Here is a 19,907-nt window from a genome sequence, read left to right on the forward strand (position 1 = left end):
ACACAGTTATGACTAGAAGTGTAATTATTGCGACAAAAAACAAGGGAAAAGCAAAGGAATTTCAAAATATGTTTGCTCCCTATGGATATGAGGTACAAACATTACTAGACTTGCCTCATATAGAGGATGTTGAAGAAACGGGAACGACTTTTGAGGAAAATGCCATATTGAAAGCTGAAACAGTAGCGAAAGAATTGGGTGTACTGGTGATTGCTGACGATTCAGGTTTGGCAATTGATGCACTGGATGGCAGGCCGGGAGTTTATTCCGCCCGTTATGCCGGGGAAGAAAAAAGCGATGAAGCCAACATAGACAAGGTGCTCGGGGAATTGAAAGATGTTCCTAATGGCGACAGGAGCGCAAGGTTTCACTGTGTACTTGCCATTGCAGGTCCAGAAGTGGAAACACGCACAGTAAACGGCACCTGTGAAGGACAGATCCTTCAGGAAAGACGAGGGACAAATGGATTTGGTTATGATCCGATTTTCTTTGTTCCATCCCTTGGGAAATCGATGGCGGAACTCTCACCGGAAGAAAAGAGCAGCATCAGTCACCGGGGCAGCGCTCTGAAAAAATTGGGAGCAATGATTACAGATTTCGTTTAAGAGGGTGAGGAAATCATGAAGCTTTTAGTTGTCAGCGACAGCCACGGTTCGAAAAAGGAAATTACAGAACTGGCTGAGAAATATGATGGTGAAGTAAACGCGATGATCCATTGCGGTGACTCAGAACTAAGTGCCGATGATGAAGCACTGTCAAACTATTTAGCGGTTCGCGGAAACTGTGATATGGATGCCCGTCTACCGGATGATTTGATAGAAGAATTAGATGGAGACACCATTATCATTACACACGGCCATTTGTACGGCATCAAAATGTCATTGATGAAACTTCGCTACAGAGCAGAGGAAGCCGGTGCTAAATTTGTCTTCTTCGGACATTCGCATACACTCGGAGCGGAAATGGCGGGCGGGACGCTGTTTTTAAATCCAGGAAGCATTTTGCTGCCCCGTGGAAGACAGGAGCGGACATATGCTTTGGTGGAGGCTTCGGAAGAGATGGTCAAGGTGCAGTTTTTGGCTCATGATCATGAAGTGGTTGAGGAGCAGGAGTTCACGCTTTAGAAATTGATTTTAAATGCATATGAACGATCATTTAAAGAACCTTCTATTTAGAGGGTTCTTTTGCTTTTCAAACAGGAAGACAAAGGATATAATAAATTGGTAGAGAAGTTAGCGATCAGGTTAACAGTATTCTAGAAAACTTTTTTTGAAAATGTATTGACTTCTTTATGCTATGTGAATATAATAAATATTGTCCTTAACAAAACATGTCCCAGTAGCTCAGCAGGATAGAGCAACGGCCTTCAAGTATAGGAGCCTCTATTAGGGAAACAGAAACCTATAGAGTGGACGACACTATATCGGTGAAGCCTTAACAGGTAATGCTGATGGTAATACCGAGGAAACTTACGACCAACTGGTGAAAGAATTTCGAATGGTATAACGGTAGAAATTCTGTATTATGCTTATAGCATCGTGAGGTTCCGTAGAGACTACACGTGTCGCACCTGAAACGGTGAAGATATAGTCCAGACCACAAACAGCGACTCCAAGCTGGTGCCGAAAGTCATAGTGGTAAGCTAAGCCGTCGGTCGGGAGTTCGAATCTCTCCTGGGACGCCATTATCATTACATACATACCTTGGTTTAACAGGGTTTTGAACAGATAAGGGATACTGACACAGATAATTAAAATGTGCCGGTATCCCTTTTTAAATTTGTATAATGCAATCCTTTTTAATTAAGAAGAAAACAAAAAGTTTGAAATTAGATAATGTCCCAGAAGCTTTCAAATATTTGAGCTTTATTAGGGAAACAGAAACCTGTAGAATTAGAATGGACAACAAGTTATGCAAAAGCTAATACCGAAGATGCCAAAATCTTCTGTGAGGTGATTAATGATGAACCATCACACAAAAGACAAAGGGGATTTAGGGATATTAAAGGCTCAAGTTGACTTATTTCAAAAAGGATATATGATCCTTAATCCCGCAACTGAACATGCACCGTTCGACATCGTTGTCTATAAAGGTGGGGTGTTTAAAAGGGTTCAAGTGAAATACAGAGACCTTAATAGTAAAGGGACACTGGAAGTGAGATTTCGCTCTAATTATTCAACTGCTAAAGGTGTTAAATCTAAAGAAGTTAATAAAGACGAGATTGATATCTATTGTATATATTGTCCTCAAACAGATGAATGCTATTACTTTGACCCGAAATCCTTTCTGAAATCACTGACTTTAAGGGTGGATGTCCCGAAGAATAATCAAAAAGAACATATTCATTATGCTTTGGATTATCGTGATATTCCATAGAAAATACAAATGTCTAACTTGTAGCAGTGAAGATATAGTACCGATCACAGCCAGCGACTCAAAAGGTGCTTCTGACATTGAACTCTTACCAATGAATTTTAATAATCAGCCTGTGGGAGTATTCTTTTTTATAAATATATTGCTTGATAACTTACAGACACTGAGTTATCCTGTTTAATAGACTATGTCCCAGTAGCTCAGCAGGATAGAGCAACAGTTTCCTAAACTGTAGGTCGGGAGTTCGAATCTCTCCTGGGACGCCATTGAACCTACATACATCGAGTCTGCCAATCGGCAGGCTTTTTTTCGTTCTTCATATTATTGAAGTATAGAGCGGCTCCTTATAATCTTTGTTTTCTCCAACCTCTCATGCTACACTATTACCATCTTTAATACGTATAGGCGGGGACAAAACATGACAAAGAAAAACAATGAGGAAAAAGGAAAGATCCTGCAATTTCCGGGATTGAAGGAGAGGCTCCTTGAAAAAGGGGTTCAGTCCCTTGAAAACGGCGATATTCAGGAATCGGCCGACCTTTTGACTCAAGCGTATGAAATGGATCCGAAGAATCCTGATATCAACACGGCGTTGGTACTTTCCCTTTATGAAAATAAACAATATGATGAAGCAAAAGTCATCTGCAAAGAAATGCTTCTTGAAGGGATCGGGGAGTATTTCGAGGTGGTCGATATGTACCTGATGATCCTCATCCAGCTTCATCAGCATCAAGACGTGATTGATACGATACACGCACTTTTTGACGAAAAAGAGGTGCCCATTGAAAAGGAAGAGCATTTCAAGAAGCTTCTGCACTTCAGTGAAAAGGTAAGAGATGGAAAAGAACCCGATATCGAGACGAAAAGAACTGCTGACAGTCCGGTGACTTCCATCTTGAGAGATAAGAGCCTCGAGGAACAGACCCTGATTGCAGCTCAGTTGGTCCATCAAAATATCCGTCCTTATCTGCCTGAGCTCCTTTCTTATTTAGGGGACAGGGATTCTCATCCTTTTCTGCAGTCCATGATTCTGAATGTATTACGTGAACATGGATATGATAAGGAGATTTTAATAACGAAGCTGAATAAAGAGGTGCCGGTCACTCCATCCTCCCTGCAGGATGTATTTGAAACAGACTTTTTTATGGAAGTATCAGAAGAGCTTGAAGACCTATTATCACAGCGGAATCCAACCTTATATCAACATGCCCTCGAATTGGTAAAAAGGCATTCTTTCCTTCTGTATCCTTTGGAACTGCAGGGGAGCCCTCACAGTGCTTCCATCGTGTATGCGTACTATACAGCGGAAATGTTTGCCGACACGATCCACCAGGAGGAATTGAAGGGGGAAATCGAGGAAAGTGAGGAACGCCGAAGCCTGCTTGCGCAGCTGAAAGAGCTAGAGGAAATTTCTTCACCGATAATTTAAATGCTCTCTGTTGAAAGAATGAGGCTGTATGTTATAATATAATGGTTGCAATAGAATAGATTTTTATATATTTACGATGATAGTGCTAGATTCACACAGGACTATCTACTACTATGCGTAAAAAATTAGAATCAAATATAGATTGTTGGAGGGAACAGTATGTCTGCAAAATGGGAAAAGCAAGAAGGTAACCAAGGAGTACTTACAATTGAAGTAGAAGCTGCGAAAGTAAACGAAGGTTTAGACGCTGCGTTCAAAAAAGTTGTAAAGCAAGTCAATGTACCAGGATTCCGTAAAGGAAAAATGCCTCGCGGTATGTTCGAAAAGCGCTTCGGTGTAGAATCTCTTTACCAAGATGCATTAGACTTCATCTTACCAGAAGCTTATGCACAAGCTATCGAAGAAACTGGCATCGAGCCAATCGATCGTCCGGAAATCGATGTGGAGCAAATGGAAAAAGGCAAAGAGTTGATCTTCACTGCGAAAGTACAAGTAAAGCCTGAAGTGAAACTTGGAGACTACAAAGGTCTTGAAGTAGAAAAAGTGGATACTGAAGTAACTGCTGAAGACGTAGAAGCTGAACTTACTTCACTTCAAGAAAAGCAAGCTGAGCTTGTTGTGAAAGAAGATGGAAAAGCTGAAGAAGGCGACACAGTAACAATGGATTTCGAAGGATTCGTTGACGGTGAAGCATTCGAAGGCGGACAAGCTGAAAACTATTCTCTAGAACTTGGTTCAGGACAATTCATCCCTGGATTCGAAGAGCAATTAGTCGGAGCGGCTGCGGGTGAAGAGAAGGAAGTAGAAGTTACATTCCCTGAAGAATACCATGCTGCTGAGCTTGCAGGAAAAGCTGCAACATTCAAAGTGAAAATTCACGAAATCAAAACAAAAGAACTTCCAGCGTTGGACGATGAATTCGCGAAAGATGCTGATGAAGAAGTTGAAACATTAGCAGAGCTAAAAGAAAAAATCGAAAAGCGTCTTCAAGAATCCAAGAAGAACGAAGCTGAAACTGCAGTTCGTGAAACGCTTGTAGAAAAAGCTTCTGAAAATGCAGAAGTTGAAATCCCTGAAGTAATGGTAAACAGCGAAGTAGACCGTATGATGCAGGAATTCGGTCAACGTCTTCAAATGCAAGGTATGAACCTTGACCTATACTTCCAATTCTCTGGTCAAACAGAAGAAGATCTTCGCGGTCAAATGACAGAAGATGCAGGCAAGCGCGTACGCACGAACCTTACGTTAGAAGCAATCGCTGCAGCTGAAAATCTTGAAGTGACTGATGAAGAAGCAGAAGAAGAAGTAAGTAAAATGGCTGAACAGTACAACATGTCTGCTGACAACATCAAGCAAGCCCTAGGCGGACTTGACACACTCAAAGCGGACCTGAAAGTACGCAAAGCAGTAGAATTTCTTGTTGATAACAGCAAAGAAGCATAATAATAAATAGAAACAAGGCGCGATTCGCGCCTTGTTTTGTACAATTAAAAGAAGTCATCTTTAGATAGTATGAGATAAAATAAGGTGTATTTCATACATAACATATTTTGAAGCATCTGATTGTTATTTAGCCTTACTAGCTTTTGATTGGAGTGCAGGACGAAGACTCCTGCGGGAGAAGTGGCCAAAGTGAGACCCCGCAGGCAAAGCCGAGGAGGCTCACGGGTCACCCGCGGAAAGCGAAGTCCTGCACGGAAATCAAAAGCGGCATTAGAAGGACAAAATTTTTTTCACACACAGTAAGAGAATAATAACCTGCAAATATGGATAAACCTTAATAGCAGGGACAAATTTTCAAAAACATACTTGCAACTCTTCTTTTACTGACCAATACATAAAAACATCTAAGTAAAATATTTGCTAAAATGTCCGATACATAATAAGATGATTCTTAAGAATCGTATAATTTTTTTACAAACATATACTGTGCTAAAATGCAATACATAACTTAGTGGTGAGAAGAAGCAAGTACTCGGTCGTCCATAATCAATTTATGATTGATTGAAGCAGTATTTATGAAGGGGTGAAATGCATTGTTTAAATTTAATGATGAAAAAGGACAATTAAAATGTTCTTTTTGTGGAAAAACGCAAGATCAAGTGCGTAAATTAGTAGCAGGACCAGGTGTTTATATATGTGATGAATGTATCGAGCTTTGCACTGAAATCGTAGAGGAAGAACTCGGTACCGAAGAAGAAGTTGAGTTTAAGGATGTTCCAAAACCAAAGGAAATCCGTGAAATCCTCGACGAATACGTCATCGGACAGGATCAGGCTAAAAAATCTCTTGCCGTTGCTGTTTACAATCATTACAAACGAATCAACTCAAGCAGCAAAGTGGATGATGTAGAATTGTCTAAAAGTAACATTGCGATGATCGGGCCTACAGGAAGTGGTAAAACCTTACTTGCTCAAACACTTGCCCGCATCCTTAATGTTCCATTCGCAATTGCGGATGCTACATCCCTTACGGAAGCAGGTTATGTAGGTGAAGATGTTGAAAACATCCTCTTAAAGCTGATTCAAGCTGCCGATTATGATGTGGAAAAAGCCGAAAAAGGCATCATCTACATTGATGAAATCGATAAAGTGGCAAGAAAATCAGAAAATCCTTCCATCACAAGAGATGTATCAGGAGAAGGTGTACAGCAGGCGTTATTGAAAATTCTTGAAGGGACAGTTGCGAGCGTGCCTCCACAAGGCGGACGTAAGCATCCTCATCAGGAATTCATTCAAATCGATACGTCGAATGTCCTGTTCATTTGCGGAGGTGCCTTTGATGGGATCGAGCAAATCATCAAACGCCGCCTTGGCCAGAAGGTCATTGGATTCGGTTCCGATCCTAAAAATGCTGAAGTAAAAGAAGATAAGTCACTTCTATCCAAAGTGGTACCAGAAGACTTATTGAAATTCGGTCTGATCCCTGAATTCATCGGGCGTCTTCCGGTCATTTCAAGTCTTGAGCCGCTTGATGAAGAGGCATTGGTTGAGATCTTGACGAAGCCTAAAAATGCATTGGTGAAACAATATCAAAAAATGCTTGAACTCGATGATGTGGAATTGGAATTCACAGAGGATGCCCTTCTTGAAATCTCGAAGAAAGCAATCGAGCGAAAAACGGGTGCCCGCGGACTTCGCTCCATCATCGAAACGATGATGCTTGATGTGATGTTCGATCTTCCTTCACGTGACGATATCAAAAAATGTATCATCACAAAAGAAACGATTCTTGAAGATGCATCTCCACAGCTCGTACTCGAAGACGGCACAGTCATCGATCCAAACGAAGAAAAAACATCTGCTTAATAGCTTCTCAAAGCCCGGAATGATTTATCATTCCGGGCTTTGTTTTATGTATTTATAATTTCCTGTTAAATAAATGAGAAATAACAAAAAAATTAGTGAGTTATACTCGATGTATAAATAGTAGTACGGAGTTGAGCGGAAATCAACGGACTTTGTAGAAACGATAATGCATTTTTCTCAGCCTTAAGTCATAAATTTTTTTGTTTATTCCCACAACCTCAAGGAGATACTAACCCGTAACAACTTGTATCTACTTGGAGGGAGACGAATGAGCTTTACTAGCATCGCATTATTTATCCAATTGTTCTTCGGAATCATCATTGGATTGTACTTCTGGAACCTTCTCAAAAATCAACGTAATCAAAAAGTGACCATCGACCGTGAATCGAAAAAGGAAATGGAAGAACTGAGAAAAATGAGATCCATCTCTCTTACAGAGCCCCTGGCTGAAAAGGTAAGACCGACGAGCTTTGATGATATCATCGGGCAGGAAGATGGAATAAAAGCATTGAAGGCAGCCCTGTGCAGCCCGAATCCCCAGCATGTGATTATCTATGGCCCTCCGGGGGTTGGGAAAACGGCAGCTGCCCGCCTGGTGTTGGAAGAAGCCAAAAAGAATGTTAAATCCCCTTTCAAATCAAGTGCAGTATTTGTGGAATTGGATGCTACCACTGCCCGGTTTGATGAAAGAGGCATTGCCGATCCTTTAATCGGTTCTGTCCATGATCCCATCTATCAAGGTGCCGGTGCCATGGGGCAGGCCGGGATCCCGCAGCCGAAGCAAGGAGCGGTAACGAATGCACATGGCGGTGTACTATTTATTGATGAAATAGGAGAATTACACCCTATTCAAATGAATAAACTATTAAAAGTATTGGAAGACAGAAAAGTTTTCCTGGAAAGTGCTTATTATAACGAAGAGAATCATCAGATACCCACACATATACATGATATCTTCAAAAATGGCCTTCCAGCCGACTTCAGATTGATCGGGGCCACTACCCGGACTCCAAATGAAATTCCTCCTGCGATTCGTTCACGCTGCATGGAAGTGTTTTTCAGGGAGCTTGAGCAGGAAGAAGTAAAGAAGGTGGCTGCGCGGGCAGTGGATAAAATCAATATGAAAATCAGTGATAAAGGTCTGAATACCCTTGCCTCTTATTCCCGTAACGGACGTGAAGCAGTCAATATGGTTCAGATAGCAGCAGGGGTTGCCATCAATGAAAATAGAAATGAAATGTATGATCATGAACTGGAATGGATCATTCAGTCCAGTCAGTTGACACCGCGCTATGAAAAGAAAATCAAGAATGAAGAGGCAACAATCGGGGTTGTGAACGGATTGGCTGTAACGGGTCCGAATACCGGGTCGCTGCTGGAAATCGAAGTGACCGTTATTCCTGCACAGGAAAAAGGACAAATCAATGTGACTGGTATCGTAGAAGAAGAAAGCATCGGGGATCGGAGTAAATCCATCCGCCGCAAAAGTATGGCAAAAGGATCGATTGAAAATGTCATCACCGTCCTTCGCTCTATGGGGGTTCCGGCCGATCAATATGATATACACGTGAACTTTCCGGGTGGGATCCCTGTGGATGGACCATCTGCTGGAATCGCGATGGCACTCGGTATTTACTCGGCCATTTACCGAATACCGATCAAACACAATCTTGCTTTGACCGGGGAGATCAGTATCCATGGATTTGTTAAACCTGTCGGAGGAGTTTATCCGAAGGTGAAAGCGGCGAAATTAGCAGGTGCCGAGGTCGCAATCATTCCAGATGAAAATCAGCAATCCATGATGAATGAAATCGAAGGAATTGAAGTCATTCCGGTTAAACACTTGAAGGAAGTGCTGGATCTGGCTTTACTGAAAGATCAATTAAGCACAAGCGAGACAGCATTGTTAAACGAATCGAATAAGAAAAGCGTATAGACTATGGCCGATTCGGGTCTATCCGAATCGGTTTGTCTTTGAGTATAATGTGCCTTGTGACGTACCTATTTAATAGACACTACCTAGTAAATAAGTTAGAATTGTACAAAGGCTAAGAGCCTAATTTTGGAGGTGTTAGATTTGGCAAAGCAAAATAAAATAACGGTTCCCCTCCTTCCATTAAGAGGCTTACTCGTATATCCGACAATGGTCTTGCATTTAGATGTAGGACGTGAGCGCTCCGTACAGGCTTTGGAAAAAGCCATGATGGATAACCATTTAATTTTCTTAACAACCCAAAAAGATATGAATATAGATGAACCTGAACAAGAAGATTTTTATGAGATGGGAACACTGACCAAGGTAAAGCAGATGCTTAAGCTGCCTAACGGGACGATCCGGGTTCTTGTGGAAGGGTTGAATCGTGCTTCGATTGCCGCATTCACAGAGGAAGAAGAGTATTATGAAGTAGAAGTGGAAGAGCTTCATGATCCTGTCGAGAAAGAATCCGAAACGGATGCATTGATGAGAACACTCTTGAATTATTTCGAGCAATACATAAAGTTATCGAAGAAAGTATCGGCAGAAACATATTCGACGGTCTCTGATATAGATGAACCAGGCAGGCTTGCCGATATCGTCGCTTCGCATCTGCCTTTGAAAATGAAGGAAAAGCAATCTGTGCTGGAAACGCTGGATATCAAGAAGCGCCTTCAGATGGTGATCGAAACCATTAATAATGAAAAAGAAGTATTAAGCCTGGAAAAGAAGATCGGCCAGCGGGTAAAACGTTCAATGGAACGCACCCAAAAAGAATATTATCTGCGTGAACAGATGAAAGCAATCCAAAAAGAGCTTGGGGATAAAGAAGGTAAAGCCGGTGAAATTGATGACCTGACCTCGAAGATCGAACAGGCCGATATGCCGGAAGAAGTGGAAAAGACGGCTCTAAAAGAGCTGGCACGCTATGAAAAGGTTCCTTCAAGTTCTGCGGAAAGCTCTGTCATCAGGAACTACATCGAATGGCTGGTTTCACTGCCATGGTCGACAGAAACAAAGGATCAGCTGGACATCAAACGTTCAGAAGCCATCTTGAACCGCGACCATTATGGACTGGAGAAAGTAAAAGAGAGAGTATTGGAGTATCTGGCTGTTCAGCAGCTGACGAAATCATTAAAAGGACCGATTCTCTGTCTTGCAGGCCCTCCCGGCGTCGGAAAAACGAGTCTTGCACGCTCTGTAGCTGAGTCACTCGGAAGAAATTTCGTCAGGATCTCACTTGGGGGAGTCAGGGATGAGTCTGAAATAAGAGGCCACCGCCGTACTTATGTAGGCGCCATGCCGGGAAGGATCATCCAGGGGATGAAAAAAGCAGGCACGGTCAATCCGGTCTTCCTTTTGGATGAAATCGATAAGATGTCCAGTGATTTCAGGGGCGACCCTTCTTCTGCGATGCTCGAAGTCCTTGATCCTGAACAGAACTCCAATTTCAGTGATCACTATATCGAAGAGACGTATGATCTATCGAAAGTCATGTTCATTGCGACGGCGAATGATCTGTCCACGATCCCAGGCCCGCTCAGAGACCGTATGGAAATCATTACGATTGCCGGATATACCGAGCTTGAGAAGATGAATATCGCAAAGCATCACTTATTGACCAAACAGATCAAGGACCATGGTCTGACCAAGAATCAGATGCAGGTAAGGGATGAAGCAATTGTCGATATCGTCCGTTATTATACGCGTGAAGCAGGTGTCCGAAGCCTGGAGCGGCAGCTGGCTTCCATATGCAGAAAAACGGCAAAAATCATCGTATCGCGCGACAAGAAACGCGTCGTGATTACAAGCAGCAATATAGAAGACTTCTTAGGAAAGAAAAAATTCCGCTACGGACAGGCGGAAGTGGAAAATCAGATCGGCGTTTCTACCGGTCTTGCTTATACATCCGTGGGAGGAGATACGCTTCAAATTGAAGTGTCGCTCGCCCCAGGGAAAGGAAAGCTGGTCCTTACAGGGAAGCTTGGGGATGTCATGAAGGAATCTGCACAGACAGCTTTCAGTTATGTACGTTCGAAAGCGAAAGACCTCGGAATCGATGAAGAATTCCATGAGAAATGGGATATCCACATTCATGTGCCTGAAGGAGCGGTCCCGAAAGACGGCCCTTCAGCAGGAATCACGATCACTACAGCCCTCGTTTCTGCCCTTACAGGTAAATATGTAAACAGAGAAGTGGGAATGACAGGTGAAATTACCCTCCGCGGAAGAGTCCTTCCAATCGGAGGTCTAAAAGAAAAATCATTAAGCGCCCATCGTGCTGGAATCAAAACGATTATCCTGCCGAAGGATAACGAGAAGGACATTGAAGATATTCCTGAAAGTGTAAGGGAAGAATTAACTTTCATTCTTGTATCCCATATAGATGAGGTCTTAGAGAAAGCATTAGTAGGTGAAAAGAAGTGAAAGTAAATCAAGTTGAATTAGTAATCAGTGCCGTCCGTCCGGAGCAATACCCGGAGGGAGACCTGCCTGAGTTTGCACTGGCGGGACGCTCGAATGTAGGGAAATCATCCTTCATTAATAAAATGATCGGCCGGAACAGGATGGCAAGGATATCTTCCAAGCCGGGTAAAACCCAGACGCTTAACTTTTATAAGATTGAAGAAACGCTCTACTATGTGGACGTTCCTGGATACGGCTATGCGAAAGTATCCAAGAAAGAGCGTGAAGCATGGGGGAAAATGATCGAAACGTATATCACTTCACGGGAACAATTGAAAGCGGTCATCCTCATCGTCGACCTTCGCCATCCGCCGACAAATGATGATATAGTCATGTATGACTTTCTAAAGCATTATGGCATTCCCTGTATCGTGATCGCCACAAAAGCTGATAAGATTCCAAAAGGGAAATGGCAAAAGCACCTTAAGGTAACAAGAGATACACTCGAAATGGATCAAGAGGACGAATTAGTCTTATTCTCCTCAGAAACGGGCTTAGGAAAAGACAAAGCATGGTCAGCAATCAAATCGTTTTATAAATGATCCTATAACATAAACTTTGTTAAAGGCACTTGTTGATATTTAATCCTCTCCAGCGGTTGATTGGAGTGCAAGACGAGGAGGCTCACCGGCCGCCCGCGGAAAGCGAAGTCTTGCACGGAAATCAATAGCGGTGTATCACAGCCATCAACTCTTTGTCTAATAAAAAAGAACTGCTTCAATAGTGAAAGACAAACTATTGAAGCAGTTCTTTTTTGTCTATAGAGCATTAAGAGGGCAGAAGTACCTAAGTGATCGGAGTATTATAAAGCATATAAAAGGAATATGACGCATACTTGTTTATACCCAAGCTCAGTTCATGTCACCTTTAATTATGCGTCATTATTAATAATTATAAGGATATTTGAATTTTGAGAATTTTCTCTTTTGTTGATACAATTGTGAAAGATATACACAATACATACTAAAGGGGGACTTCAAAGAGTGAAGAAATTATCAGGTTTATTAGTATTGGTACTCGTGCTTATCCTTTCTGCATGCGGAGGGAAAGCGACAACCGAGAGCGGAGCAGAGCTAGTTGAAGAAGGAAAGCTGGTTTATGCAGCTTCAGGAGAATTTAAGCCGTTCAGTGTAACCGAGGGTGACGGTACGATGTCAGGGTTTGATATCGAGGTCGCTGAGGCGGTTGCAAAGGAACTTGGGCTCGAGCCTGAACAGAAGAAATTCAAATTTGCCGGAATCGTTGAAGGGGTCAAGTCTGGCCGATTTGATGTAGCAGTAGCAAGTCATACGATCACAGAAGACCGTCTGAAGGAAGTAGATTTCTCTACTCCTTACTACTATTCCGGACCGCAGATTTTCGTTCGTCCAGACAGTTCAGTAGAGACGCTATCTGACCTTGAAGGGAAAGAAATTGCTGTTTCCAAAGGTTCTACTTATGCAGATACTGCGAAGGAAGTAACAGACAGTATTCAACAATACGACAGTGATGTAGTCGCACTTGAAGCATTGAATAAAGGCAAACATGATGCCGTCATCACCGATTTCGTCACAGGTAAAGAAGCGATTGCTTCGGGATTGAAGCTGGAAGCACGCGAACTGATCGGGCGCAGTGAACAGGCAATCGCTGTTGGAAAAGAAAACGAAGCATTGCTGGAAGATATCAATAAAGCACTTGAAAAGCTGAGAGAAGATGGAACACTGAAGAAAATCAGTGAAAAGTACTTTAATACAGACATCACAACAGACCCGGAAGAGTAAGCGCAGCATGATGGAAAGCGAATGTGCTTCGTGTGCACATTCGCTTTTTTTATCCCATGCTGCTTGGTCTTAAGATACCGCAAATAGTTGAATGGAGGGACATTCATGCATTTTCTCGAAACCTTTGCAGATACATATGACATATTTTTAAAAGGGATGCTGTTGACATTCCAATTGACGATCGTATCAGTACTGATCGCCATTGTAATCGGACTATTTTTTGCCTTTTTAAAGATTTCCAAGGTGAAGCCGCTGGAGCTTTTGGCGGATTTATACATTTTCGTCGTCCGCGGTACGCCGTTGATCGTACAAATCTTTATTTTCTATTTCGGACTGACCGCCCTGCACATTTCAGGATTCTGGTCCGTCGTGTTAGGTCTTGCCTTCCATAACGGGGCCTATATTGCGGAAATCTTCAGGGGAGCCATTCAATCCATTGACCGCGGTCAAATGGAAGCGGGCCGTTCCCTCGGGATGTCCAATGGTCTGACAATGAGAAGGATCATCCTGCCGCAGGCCTTCCGAAGAGCCCTGCCTCCTTTGGGGAATCAGTTTATCATCGCGCTGAAGGATTCATCACTTGCTTCCTTCATCGGAATGTTTGAGCTCTTCAGTGTCGCCACGACATTGGGTTCAAATAACTTCGATTACATGACATACCTGCTGATCGTTGCAGTCTACTACCTGGTTCTTGTCCTGGTATTCTCAACGATTGTGAACATCATCGAAAAACGTATGTCTGTCAGTGATTAAATCGATTCTGGAGGGATGAATATGAGTCAGGAAATGATCAAGGTTGAAAAGTTGAATAAATCCTTCGGGGACTTGCACGTACTGAAGGATATCGATATGAGTGTGAGGGAAAGTGAAGTTGTCTGCTTGATCGGTGCGAGTGGATCAGGCAAAAGCACCCTGCTTCGCTGCCTGAACTTCCTGGAACTGAAGGACAACGGCAAAGTGGTTTTTGAAGGGGAAGAAGTCAATCAGGATACACATGATTTAAACAAGATCCGTCAGAAAGTGGGTATGGTGTTTCAGCACTTCTACCTTTTTCCGCATATGACTGTTTTGGAAAACGTAATGGAAGCCCCGGTTCACGTTAAGGGTGTGCCGAAAGCAGAAGCGAAGAAGAGCGCGAAGGAATTATTGAAAAAAGTTGGGTTGGCAGAAAAAGAAAATGTCTATCCTTCTAAACTTTCAGGGGGACAGAAGCAGCGTGTTGCCATCGCAAGGGCCCTTGCGATGAAACCTGATATCATGCTGTTCGATGAACCCACATCCGCACTCGATCCTGAACTGGTCGGCGAGGTGCTGGCTACAATGAAAGAGCTTGCCCTTGAAGGGATGACAATGGTCGTCGTCACCCACGAAATGGGGTTTGCCCGGGAAGTGGGAGATCGAGTTGTATATATGCATGACGGGAGAATCGTGGAAGAAGGATATCCGAAAGAAATGTTCTCCAATCCTAAACAACAAAGAACCAAAGAATTTTTGGATTCTGTACTATAACGCGATTGAAGAGAAGCGCCTCAATTAAATTGAGGCGTTTTTTCTATGGAATAAAACAATGCCTAATCCCTGGGATATGGAACATCGGTCTTAGGTGACTCATACTTCGTCTTACTCTCATTTTCTAAGTGGACATGCATAAGATGGTATAAATACCTGAAAGGAAATATTGAATATGAATAAGGCGACTATCGCCGCATCTTTCTATGCAGCGATTTCAATTAGTTTCTGGGGAATCTCGTTTGTATCAACCAAAGCTGTAGTCGATACCATTGAGCCATATACCCTTCTCGCACTCCGGTTTGCAATCGGTGCACTATTTTTATTAGCAGTACTTGTCATAAAACGTTATCCTTTGACCCTTCCATTACGCTATATCCCGCATGTGATTGTGCTTTCTGTATTGGGGGTTTTTATACATCAGGTCATACAGGCAACGGCCTTATTATCCATAGATGCATCTGCTGCCGGATGGATGATATCTTTTTCGCCTGTCTTCACTGTCATCCTGTCGATGCTTTTTTTACATGAAAAAATGTCGTGGCTCCGGTCGGCGGGTATGCTTATTGCCATCATCGGGGTATTGATGGTCACAAGTGCAAGAAGCGGCCAGTCTCCGGGTTTTGAAGTGAATTTCGGCTATATACTGATGGTCCTCAGCACGTTGAATTGGGCTGTATATTCCGTCTTGTTAAAAAGGTTGAGAGTTCCTCTGCCTTCGCTCATCGTCACTTTTTATATGAGTCTGCTAGGATGTCTGTTGAGCGTCCCTTTTCTGCTGAGGAGCAAGGGGTGGGAAAACATGACTTTCCTTACTAATACAGAATGGGCACATATATTGTTTCTTGGGATTTTTGTCTCAGGTGTCGGATATTGGTACTGGGCAAAAGCACTTGAAGTGATGGAAGCATCGAGGGTTTCTATGTTTCTTTATTTGGAGCCGCTGGTCACGTTCATTGCGGCAGTCCTTCTGCTGCATGAAAAGATTCTTTTCATAAGTATATTGGGAGGACTCATAATCATATTAGGAGTGATCATGGTGAATGGTCAATTTGTATCCGTTATTCGCCGCTTCATTTGGGCAAGGAAGTAATCCATGTTCACCCTGAAGAGTGAGCAGTATGCAGGAGTTTTCAGCTCAATCCATCTATGTATGAGAGGAGAATATCTATGACATTGAATGAACGTAATGTGAGTATTTTGGATGGAATAAAGTCCCCTTCCGCACTGCAGCTGAAGGAAGCACTGGAATCGTTGGAAATCAGTCTTGAAGATTTGAGGCCGTTTCTTCAGTCACCGGAAGGAAAACCATATTACCGCCGCTTATTGTATAAGAATGAAGAGGCAGAGCTGCTGGTCATGAATTGGTCGGATATCGAATGTGCCCCGCATGATCACGGAAGCTCCTTAGGCTGGATTAGAGTCATGGATGGAGGGGCATTGAATATAGTCTATGAAGTGAAGGAAGGTTTTCTGCCGAGAGAGTTATTTACCCGAACCTATCAAAAAGGTTCATGCTTTTTTGCACCGAAAAGGGGAATTCATAAAATGCAGAGGGGAGATGTTGAAAATCTTGTCACGCTCCATTTGTATGCTCCCCCTATAGAAGGAATGAAGGTTTTCGATTTAGAAACATGTGCCGCGTGTGTCGTTTCCAATGAATGTGGTGCATGGTGGCCGGACCATCAAAAACAAAAATTAAAGGATATCAAAGTGAGTAAATACTGAGGGAGGGCCCATTAATGTTGCAGCCAGCATGTCCCCTCCCCTTAACAACGAAGGGTCAGCCACTTTAGTACCGAATATGAGATGAATGATGGATAAAGCGCTATTTTTTTCTTATAAATAAGAGGTATACTCCAATCGCAATGATGAAAATCGGCCAGAACTCCCAAGCTGAACCGACGCTTCCCTCAATCAGCCCAAGCCAGCCAGCTGCCTTATCAGAGAATAGGAGAATAATAGAAAGGACGAGAAAAAGAATGCCGTGGAACAAGCCGTTTCTTGTCTTCTGGTAACGCAGTAAAAAACCTAGTGCTATGATCAGGATGAAAGTCCCCATATGATCAGGCCATATCTCCAATTTATTCACCACGTGAAAATGAAGTCCGAAGCCGACAAGGATCGTTCCCGGAAGTATGGCTTCATTTTCACGCCCCTTATATCCCTGCCCGAGAAATGCAATCCCTACGATGATCAGAAGTGTAGGCCATGTAAAAAAATGCTGAAATAAGACAATATTCGCCTGCTGAAGATAAAAGTATAATCCGAATCCTATCAAGATTAAACCAGGGAAAATTCTTTGCTGTTTCATGTTATTCCTCCATTAAAGCAGTATTTCTGTGTAGAACATGGTACAAAGGAAGCTATATGAACTGGTGTTACTTCAACCCTGCCAATTGCAAGGAAAGCTGAATCCAGTTTGCAGATCTGCGTAAAAAAACAGTTAGAGGTTCCCCGTTCTCATTCGCAATGAACAACATAAGAGTTGGGGGATGAGAGCCAATAATGTTATTAAATCATATTCTCCTCGATCCAGAGTGAGGATTAAGGTTTATTTTATCGGGATTGAGGAAAAATGAAAGATAAGAGCTTTCCTCATACTATATACGCCGAAAATAGTGTGAATCCTTTCCATTACTTGATTCTTTCAGCTTGTTTTGATAACCTACATTAGTAGGAAATGTCGAATTTTAAGAGAAATGAAACGGTTTTCATGTGATGACCTTATGTATGGTCAACAATCGTTGATTTTTATATGGTACATCATAACACAGCCATGTTTCAATTTCTGTTCACATTTACGGGTAAATGAACTTTAAGGACATGTTATAATAAGGGTAATGATTTTATTGGGGGTGTAGTGCATAGCATGTATACGATTGTCGTTGGCTTAAATTATAAAACGGCCCCTGTTGAGATTCGTGAGCGTTTATCATTTAATGAAACTGATCTGCCATTTGCTATGAGAGCATTGAAGGAAAAGAAAAGCATTCTGGAGAATGTGATCGTTTCCACTTGTAATAGAACGGAAGTATATGCAGTAGTCGATCAGCTTCACACAGGTCGTTATTATATAAAAGATTTCTTATCACAATGGTTTGATATTGATAAAGAGGAGTTCACCCCGTATTTGTTCATTTATGAACAAGAAGGAGCGGTCGAACACCTTTTTAAAGTGTCTTGCGGTCTGAACTCGATGGTCCTTGGTGAAACGCAGATACTTGGCCAGATCCGTACAAGCTTTTTGACTGCACAGGAAGCTGGAACAACAGGAACGGTATTCAATCATTTGTTCAAGCAGGCTGTGACCGTGGCGAAAAAAGCCCATTCAGAGACTGAAATCGGTTCGAATGCTGTGTCAGTCAGCTATGCAGCGGTCGAGCTTGCCAAAAAGGTATTTGGCAGTCTTGAAAACAAGCACGTACTGATTCTTGGGGCAGGTAAAATGGGAGAGCTTGCAATCAAGAACTTACACGGCAGCGGAGCTACAAAGGTCACCGTGATCAACCGGACCTTTGAAAAAGCCCAGACGCTTGCCGGCCGCTTTGAAGGAAAGGCGAAGACGCTCCAGGAATTGAATTGTGCACTCGTTGAAGCTGATATTCTGATCAGTTCCACAGGCGCAAAGGACTTCGTCATTTCAAAAGAGACGATGTCTTACGTGGAGCGCATGAGAAAAGGGCGTCCACTTTTCATGGTGGATATTGCCGTGCCCCGTGATTTAGATCCTTCCATCGGTGAACTGGAAAGTGTATTCCTTTATGACATCGATGACTTGGAAGGCATTGTCCAAGCCAATCTTGCTGAGCGTAAAAAAGCAGCCGAACAGATCGAATTGATGATCGAAGCGGAGATTGTTTCGTTTAAAGACTGGCTGAATATGCTTGGGGTCGTACCTGTCATCTCGGCTCTTAGACAAAAAGCATTGTCAATCCAGGCGGAGACGATGGAAAGCATCGAGCGTAAAATGCCGGACTTGACCGACAGGGAACGGAAAGTATTGAGCAAACATACGAAGAGCATCATTAATCAATTGCTGAAAGATCCGATTTCACAAGTGAAAGAACTTGCTGCCCTGCCTGATGCCGAGGATAAATTGGATTTATTCGTTTCGATTTTCAACATCGAGCAACAAGTGCAGGAACAGACACAACTTAAAGCAGCCAATGAAAAGAGTGAGAGCAAAGAGAGCTTCACTCCACAACCTTCTTTTCATGCGTAAGTGAGGTTATTGTCTATGTTTGAACAAACGATGACTAGGCTGCACGAACTGATGATTGTTCTGTATGCTATTAGTATCCTGTTTTATTTTATAGATTTCTTAAACAAAAACCGGAAGGCAAACCTTTTTGCCTTCTGGTTACTTGCAATTGTTTGGGTCCTTCAAACAATTTTTTTATTTCTATACATGATCAATACCGGCAGGTTCCCAGTCCTCACGATCTTTGAGGGGCTTTATTTTTATGCCTGGGTATTGATTACGCTGTCATTGGTGATCAACCGGCTGCTGCGGGTTGATTTCACTGTCTTCTTCACCAATGTACTGGGATTCATCATCATGGCCATACATACGTTTGCACCCGTGCAGGTGGAGTCACGCGCGATGGCTGAACAGCTGGTGTCGGAACTGCTTTTGATCCACATCACGATGGCGATCCTTTCGTATGGGGCCTTTTCATTGTCCTTTGTCTTTTCGCTTCTCTACTTATTGCAATTCAAACTTTTGAAAGAAAAAAAGTGGGGGGAGAGATTATGGAGGATCAGTGATTTGTCCAAACTTGAGAAGATATCTTATATTTCGAACTCGATCGGGGTCGCCATGCTTCTTCTCAGTCTGATCCTGGGCATGCAGTGGGCCTTTATTAAATTACCAAACTTCATTTTGTATGACCCGAAAATTATAGGATCATTCATTCTATTAATTTTATACAGTACTTACTTATATCTGAGAATTAAGAAGAACGTATTTGGAAAATCACTGGCAATGCTTAATGTAGCGGCTTTCTTGATCATCTTGATCAATTTCTTTTTGGGGAGCCGGCTTTCATCCTTTCATTTCTGGTATTCATAAGCTTTCAGGAGGT

The 19,907-nt window shown here is 42.6% G+C and carries 17 protein-coding genes and 1 tRNA gene; 17 read left to right on the plus strand and 1 reads right to left on the minus strand.

The window, feature by feature from the left end; genetic code table 11:
• Positions 1-8: 8 nt before the first annotated feature.
• The 15 genes from HWX64_RS17560 to HWX64_RS17630 all read left to right on the plus strand — a co-directional run bounded on the left by HWX64_RS17560 (position 9) and on the right by HWX64_RS17630 (position 16,548).
• Positions 9-605: an XTP/dITP diphosphatase gene (locus tag HWX64_RS17560; protein WP_175990842.1), complete on the plus strand. Its 597-nt coding sequence runs from the start codon at positions 9-11 to the stop codon at positions 603-605.
• A gap of 15 nt (positions 606-620) precedes the next feature.
• Positions 621-1,124 (plus strand): metallophosphoesterase family protein, encoded by a 504-nt coding sequence (locus HWX64_RS17565; RefSeq protein ID WP_175990843.1) that lies wholly within the window; start codon positions 621-623, stop codon positions 1,122-1,124.
• An 838-nt stretch (positions 1,125-1,962) separates the two neighbouring features.
• On the plus strand, positions 1,963-2,376 hold the full coding sequence (locus tag HWX64_RS17570; RefSeq protein ID WP_175991570.1) for a group I intron-associated PD-(D/E)XK endonuclease: 414 nt from the start codon (positions 1,963-1,965) through the stop codon (positions 2,374-2,376).
• Between the two features lie 186 nt (positions 2,377-2,562).
• Positions 2,563-2,639 (plus strand) — tRNA-Arg (locus HWX64_RS17575).
• 152 nt (positions 2,640-2,791) lie between these two features.
• Positions 2,792-3,802 carry a tetratricopeptide repeat protein gene (locus HWX64_RS17580; protein WP_175990844.1) on the plus strand — a complete coding sequence of 337 codons (1,011 nt, stop codon included), beginning with the start codon at positions 2,792-2,794 and terminating at the stop codon, positions 3,800-3,802.
• 159 nt (positions 3,803-3,961) lie between these two features.
• Complete coding sequence (gene tig / locus HWX64_RS17585; protein WP_175990845.1) at positions 3,962-5,245, plus strand: trigger factor; 1,284 nt, start codon at positions 3,962-3,964, stop codon at positions 5,243-5,245.
• A gap of 593 nt (positions 5,246-5,838) precedes the next feature.
• The gene (gene clpX / locus HWX64_RS17590) at positions 5,839-7,110 is read left to right on the plus strand and encodes an ATP-dependent protease ATP-binding subunit ClpX (protein WP_071619108.1); all 1,272 of its coding nucleotides are present in this window, start codon (positions 5,839-5,841) and stop codon (positions 7,108-7,110) included.
• 268 nt (positions 7,111-7,378) lie between these two features.
• Entirely contained in the window at positions 7,379-9,046 is a 1,668-nt protein-coding gene (gene lonB / locus HWX64_RS17595; RefSeq protein WP_175990846.1) for an ATP-dependent protease LonB, read from the plus strand.
• 141 nt (positions 9,047-9,187) lie between these two features.
• Positions 9,188-11,512: an endopeptidase La gene (gene lon, locus HWX64_RS17600; protein WP_175990847.1), complete on the plus strand. Its 2,325-nt coding sequence runs from the start codon at positions 9,188-9,190 to the stop codon at positions 11,510-11,512.
• Complete coding sequence (gene yihA, locus HWX64_RS17605) at positions 11,509-12,093, plus strand: ribosome biogenesis GTP-binding protein YihA/YsxC (protein ID WP_175990848.1); 585 nt, start codon at positions 11,509-11,511, stop codon at positions 12,091-12,093. Before lon ends, yihA begins: the two co-directional genes overlap by 4 nt.
• A gap of 441 nt (positions 12,094-12,534) precedes the next feature.
• Entirely contained in the window at positions 12,535-13,311 is a 777-nt protein-coding gene (locus tag HWX64_RS17610; RefSeq protein ID WP_175990849.1) for a transporter substrate-binding domain-containing protein, read from the plus strand.
• Positions 13,312-13,416: 105 nt separating this feature from the next.
• Positions 13,417-14,064: an amino acid ABC transporter permease gene (locus HWX64_RS17615; RefSeq protein WP_175990850.1), complete on the plus strand. Its 648-nt coding sequence runs from the start codon at positions 13,417-13,419 to the stop codon at positions 14,062-14,064.
• A gap of 21 nt (positions 14,065-14,085) precedes the next feature.
• Positions 14,086-14,820, plus strand: coding sequence for an amino acid ABC transporter ATP-binding protein (locus HWX64_RS17620; protein WP_303049493.1), 735 nt, complete (start codon positions 14,086-14,088; stop codon positions 14,818-14,820).
• Positions 14,821-14,995: 175 nt separating this feature from the next.
• A complete protein-coding gene (locus HWX64_RS17625; RefSeq protein WP_175990851.1) occupies positions 14,996-15,913 on the plus strand; it encodes a DMT family transporter in 918 nt (305 codons plus the stop codon).
• Between the two features lie 77 nt (positions 15,914-15,990).
• The gene (locus HWX64_RS17630) at positions 15,991-16,548 is read left to right on the plus strand and encodes a cysteine dioxygenase family protein (protein WP_175990852.1); all 558 of its coding nucleotides are present in this window, start codon (positions 15,991-15,993) and stop codon (positions 16,546-16,548) included.
• 100 nt (positions 16,549-16,648) lie between these two features.
• Here HWX64_RS17630 and HWX64_RS17635 read toward each other — a convergent pair whose 3' ends face one another.
• Positions 16,649-17,134, minus strand: a complete 486-nt coding sequence (locus HWX64_RS17635) for a LiaI-LiaF-like domain-containing protein (RefSeq protein ID WP_175990853.1) — start codon at positions 17,132-17,134, stop codon at positions 16,649-16,651.
• Between the two features lie 558 nt (positions 17,135-17,692).
• On the opposite strand from HWX64_RS17635, the gene hemA reads away from it, so the two are divergent.
• Positions 17,693-19,045 (plus strand): glutamyl-tRNA reductase, encoded by a 1,353-nt coding sequence (gene hemA, locus HWX64_RS17640; RefSeq protein ID WP_175991572.1) that lies wholly within the window; start codon positions 17,693-17,695, stop codon positions 19,043-19,045.
• Between the two features lie 15 nt (positions 19,046-19,060).
• Positions 19,061-19,894: a cytochrome c biogenesis protein gene (locus HWX64_RS17645; RefSeq protein WP_175990854.1), complete on the plus strand. Its 834-nt coding sequence runs from the start codon at positions 19,061-19,063 to the stop codon at positions 19,892-19,894.
• Positions 19,895-19,907: the final 13 nt, after the last annotated feature.

Source organism: Bacillus sp. Marseille-Q1617 (assembly GCF_903645295.1).
Taxonomy (GTDB): Bacteria; Bacillota; Bacilli; order Bacillales; family Bacillaceae_B; genus Rossellomorea.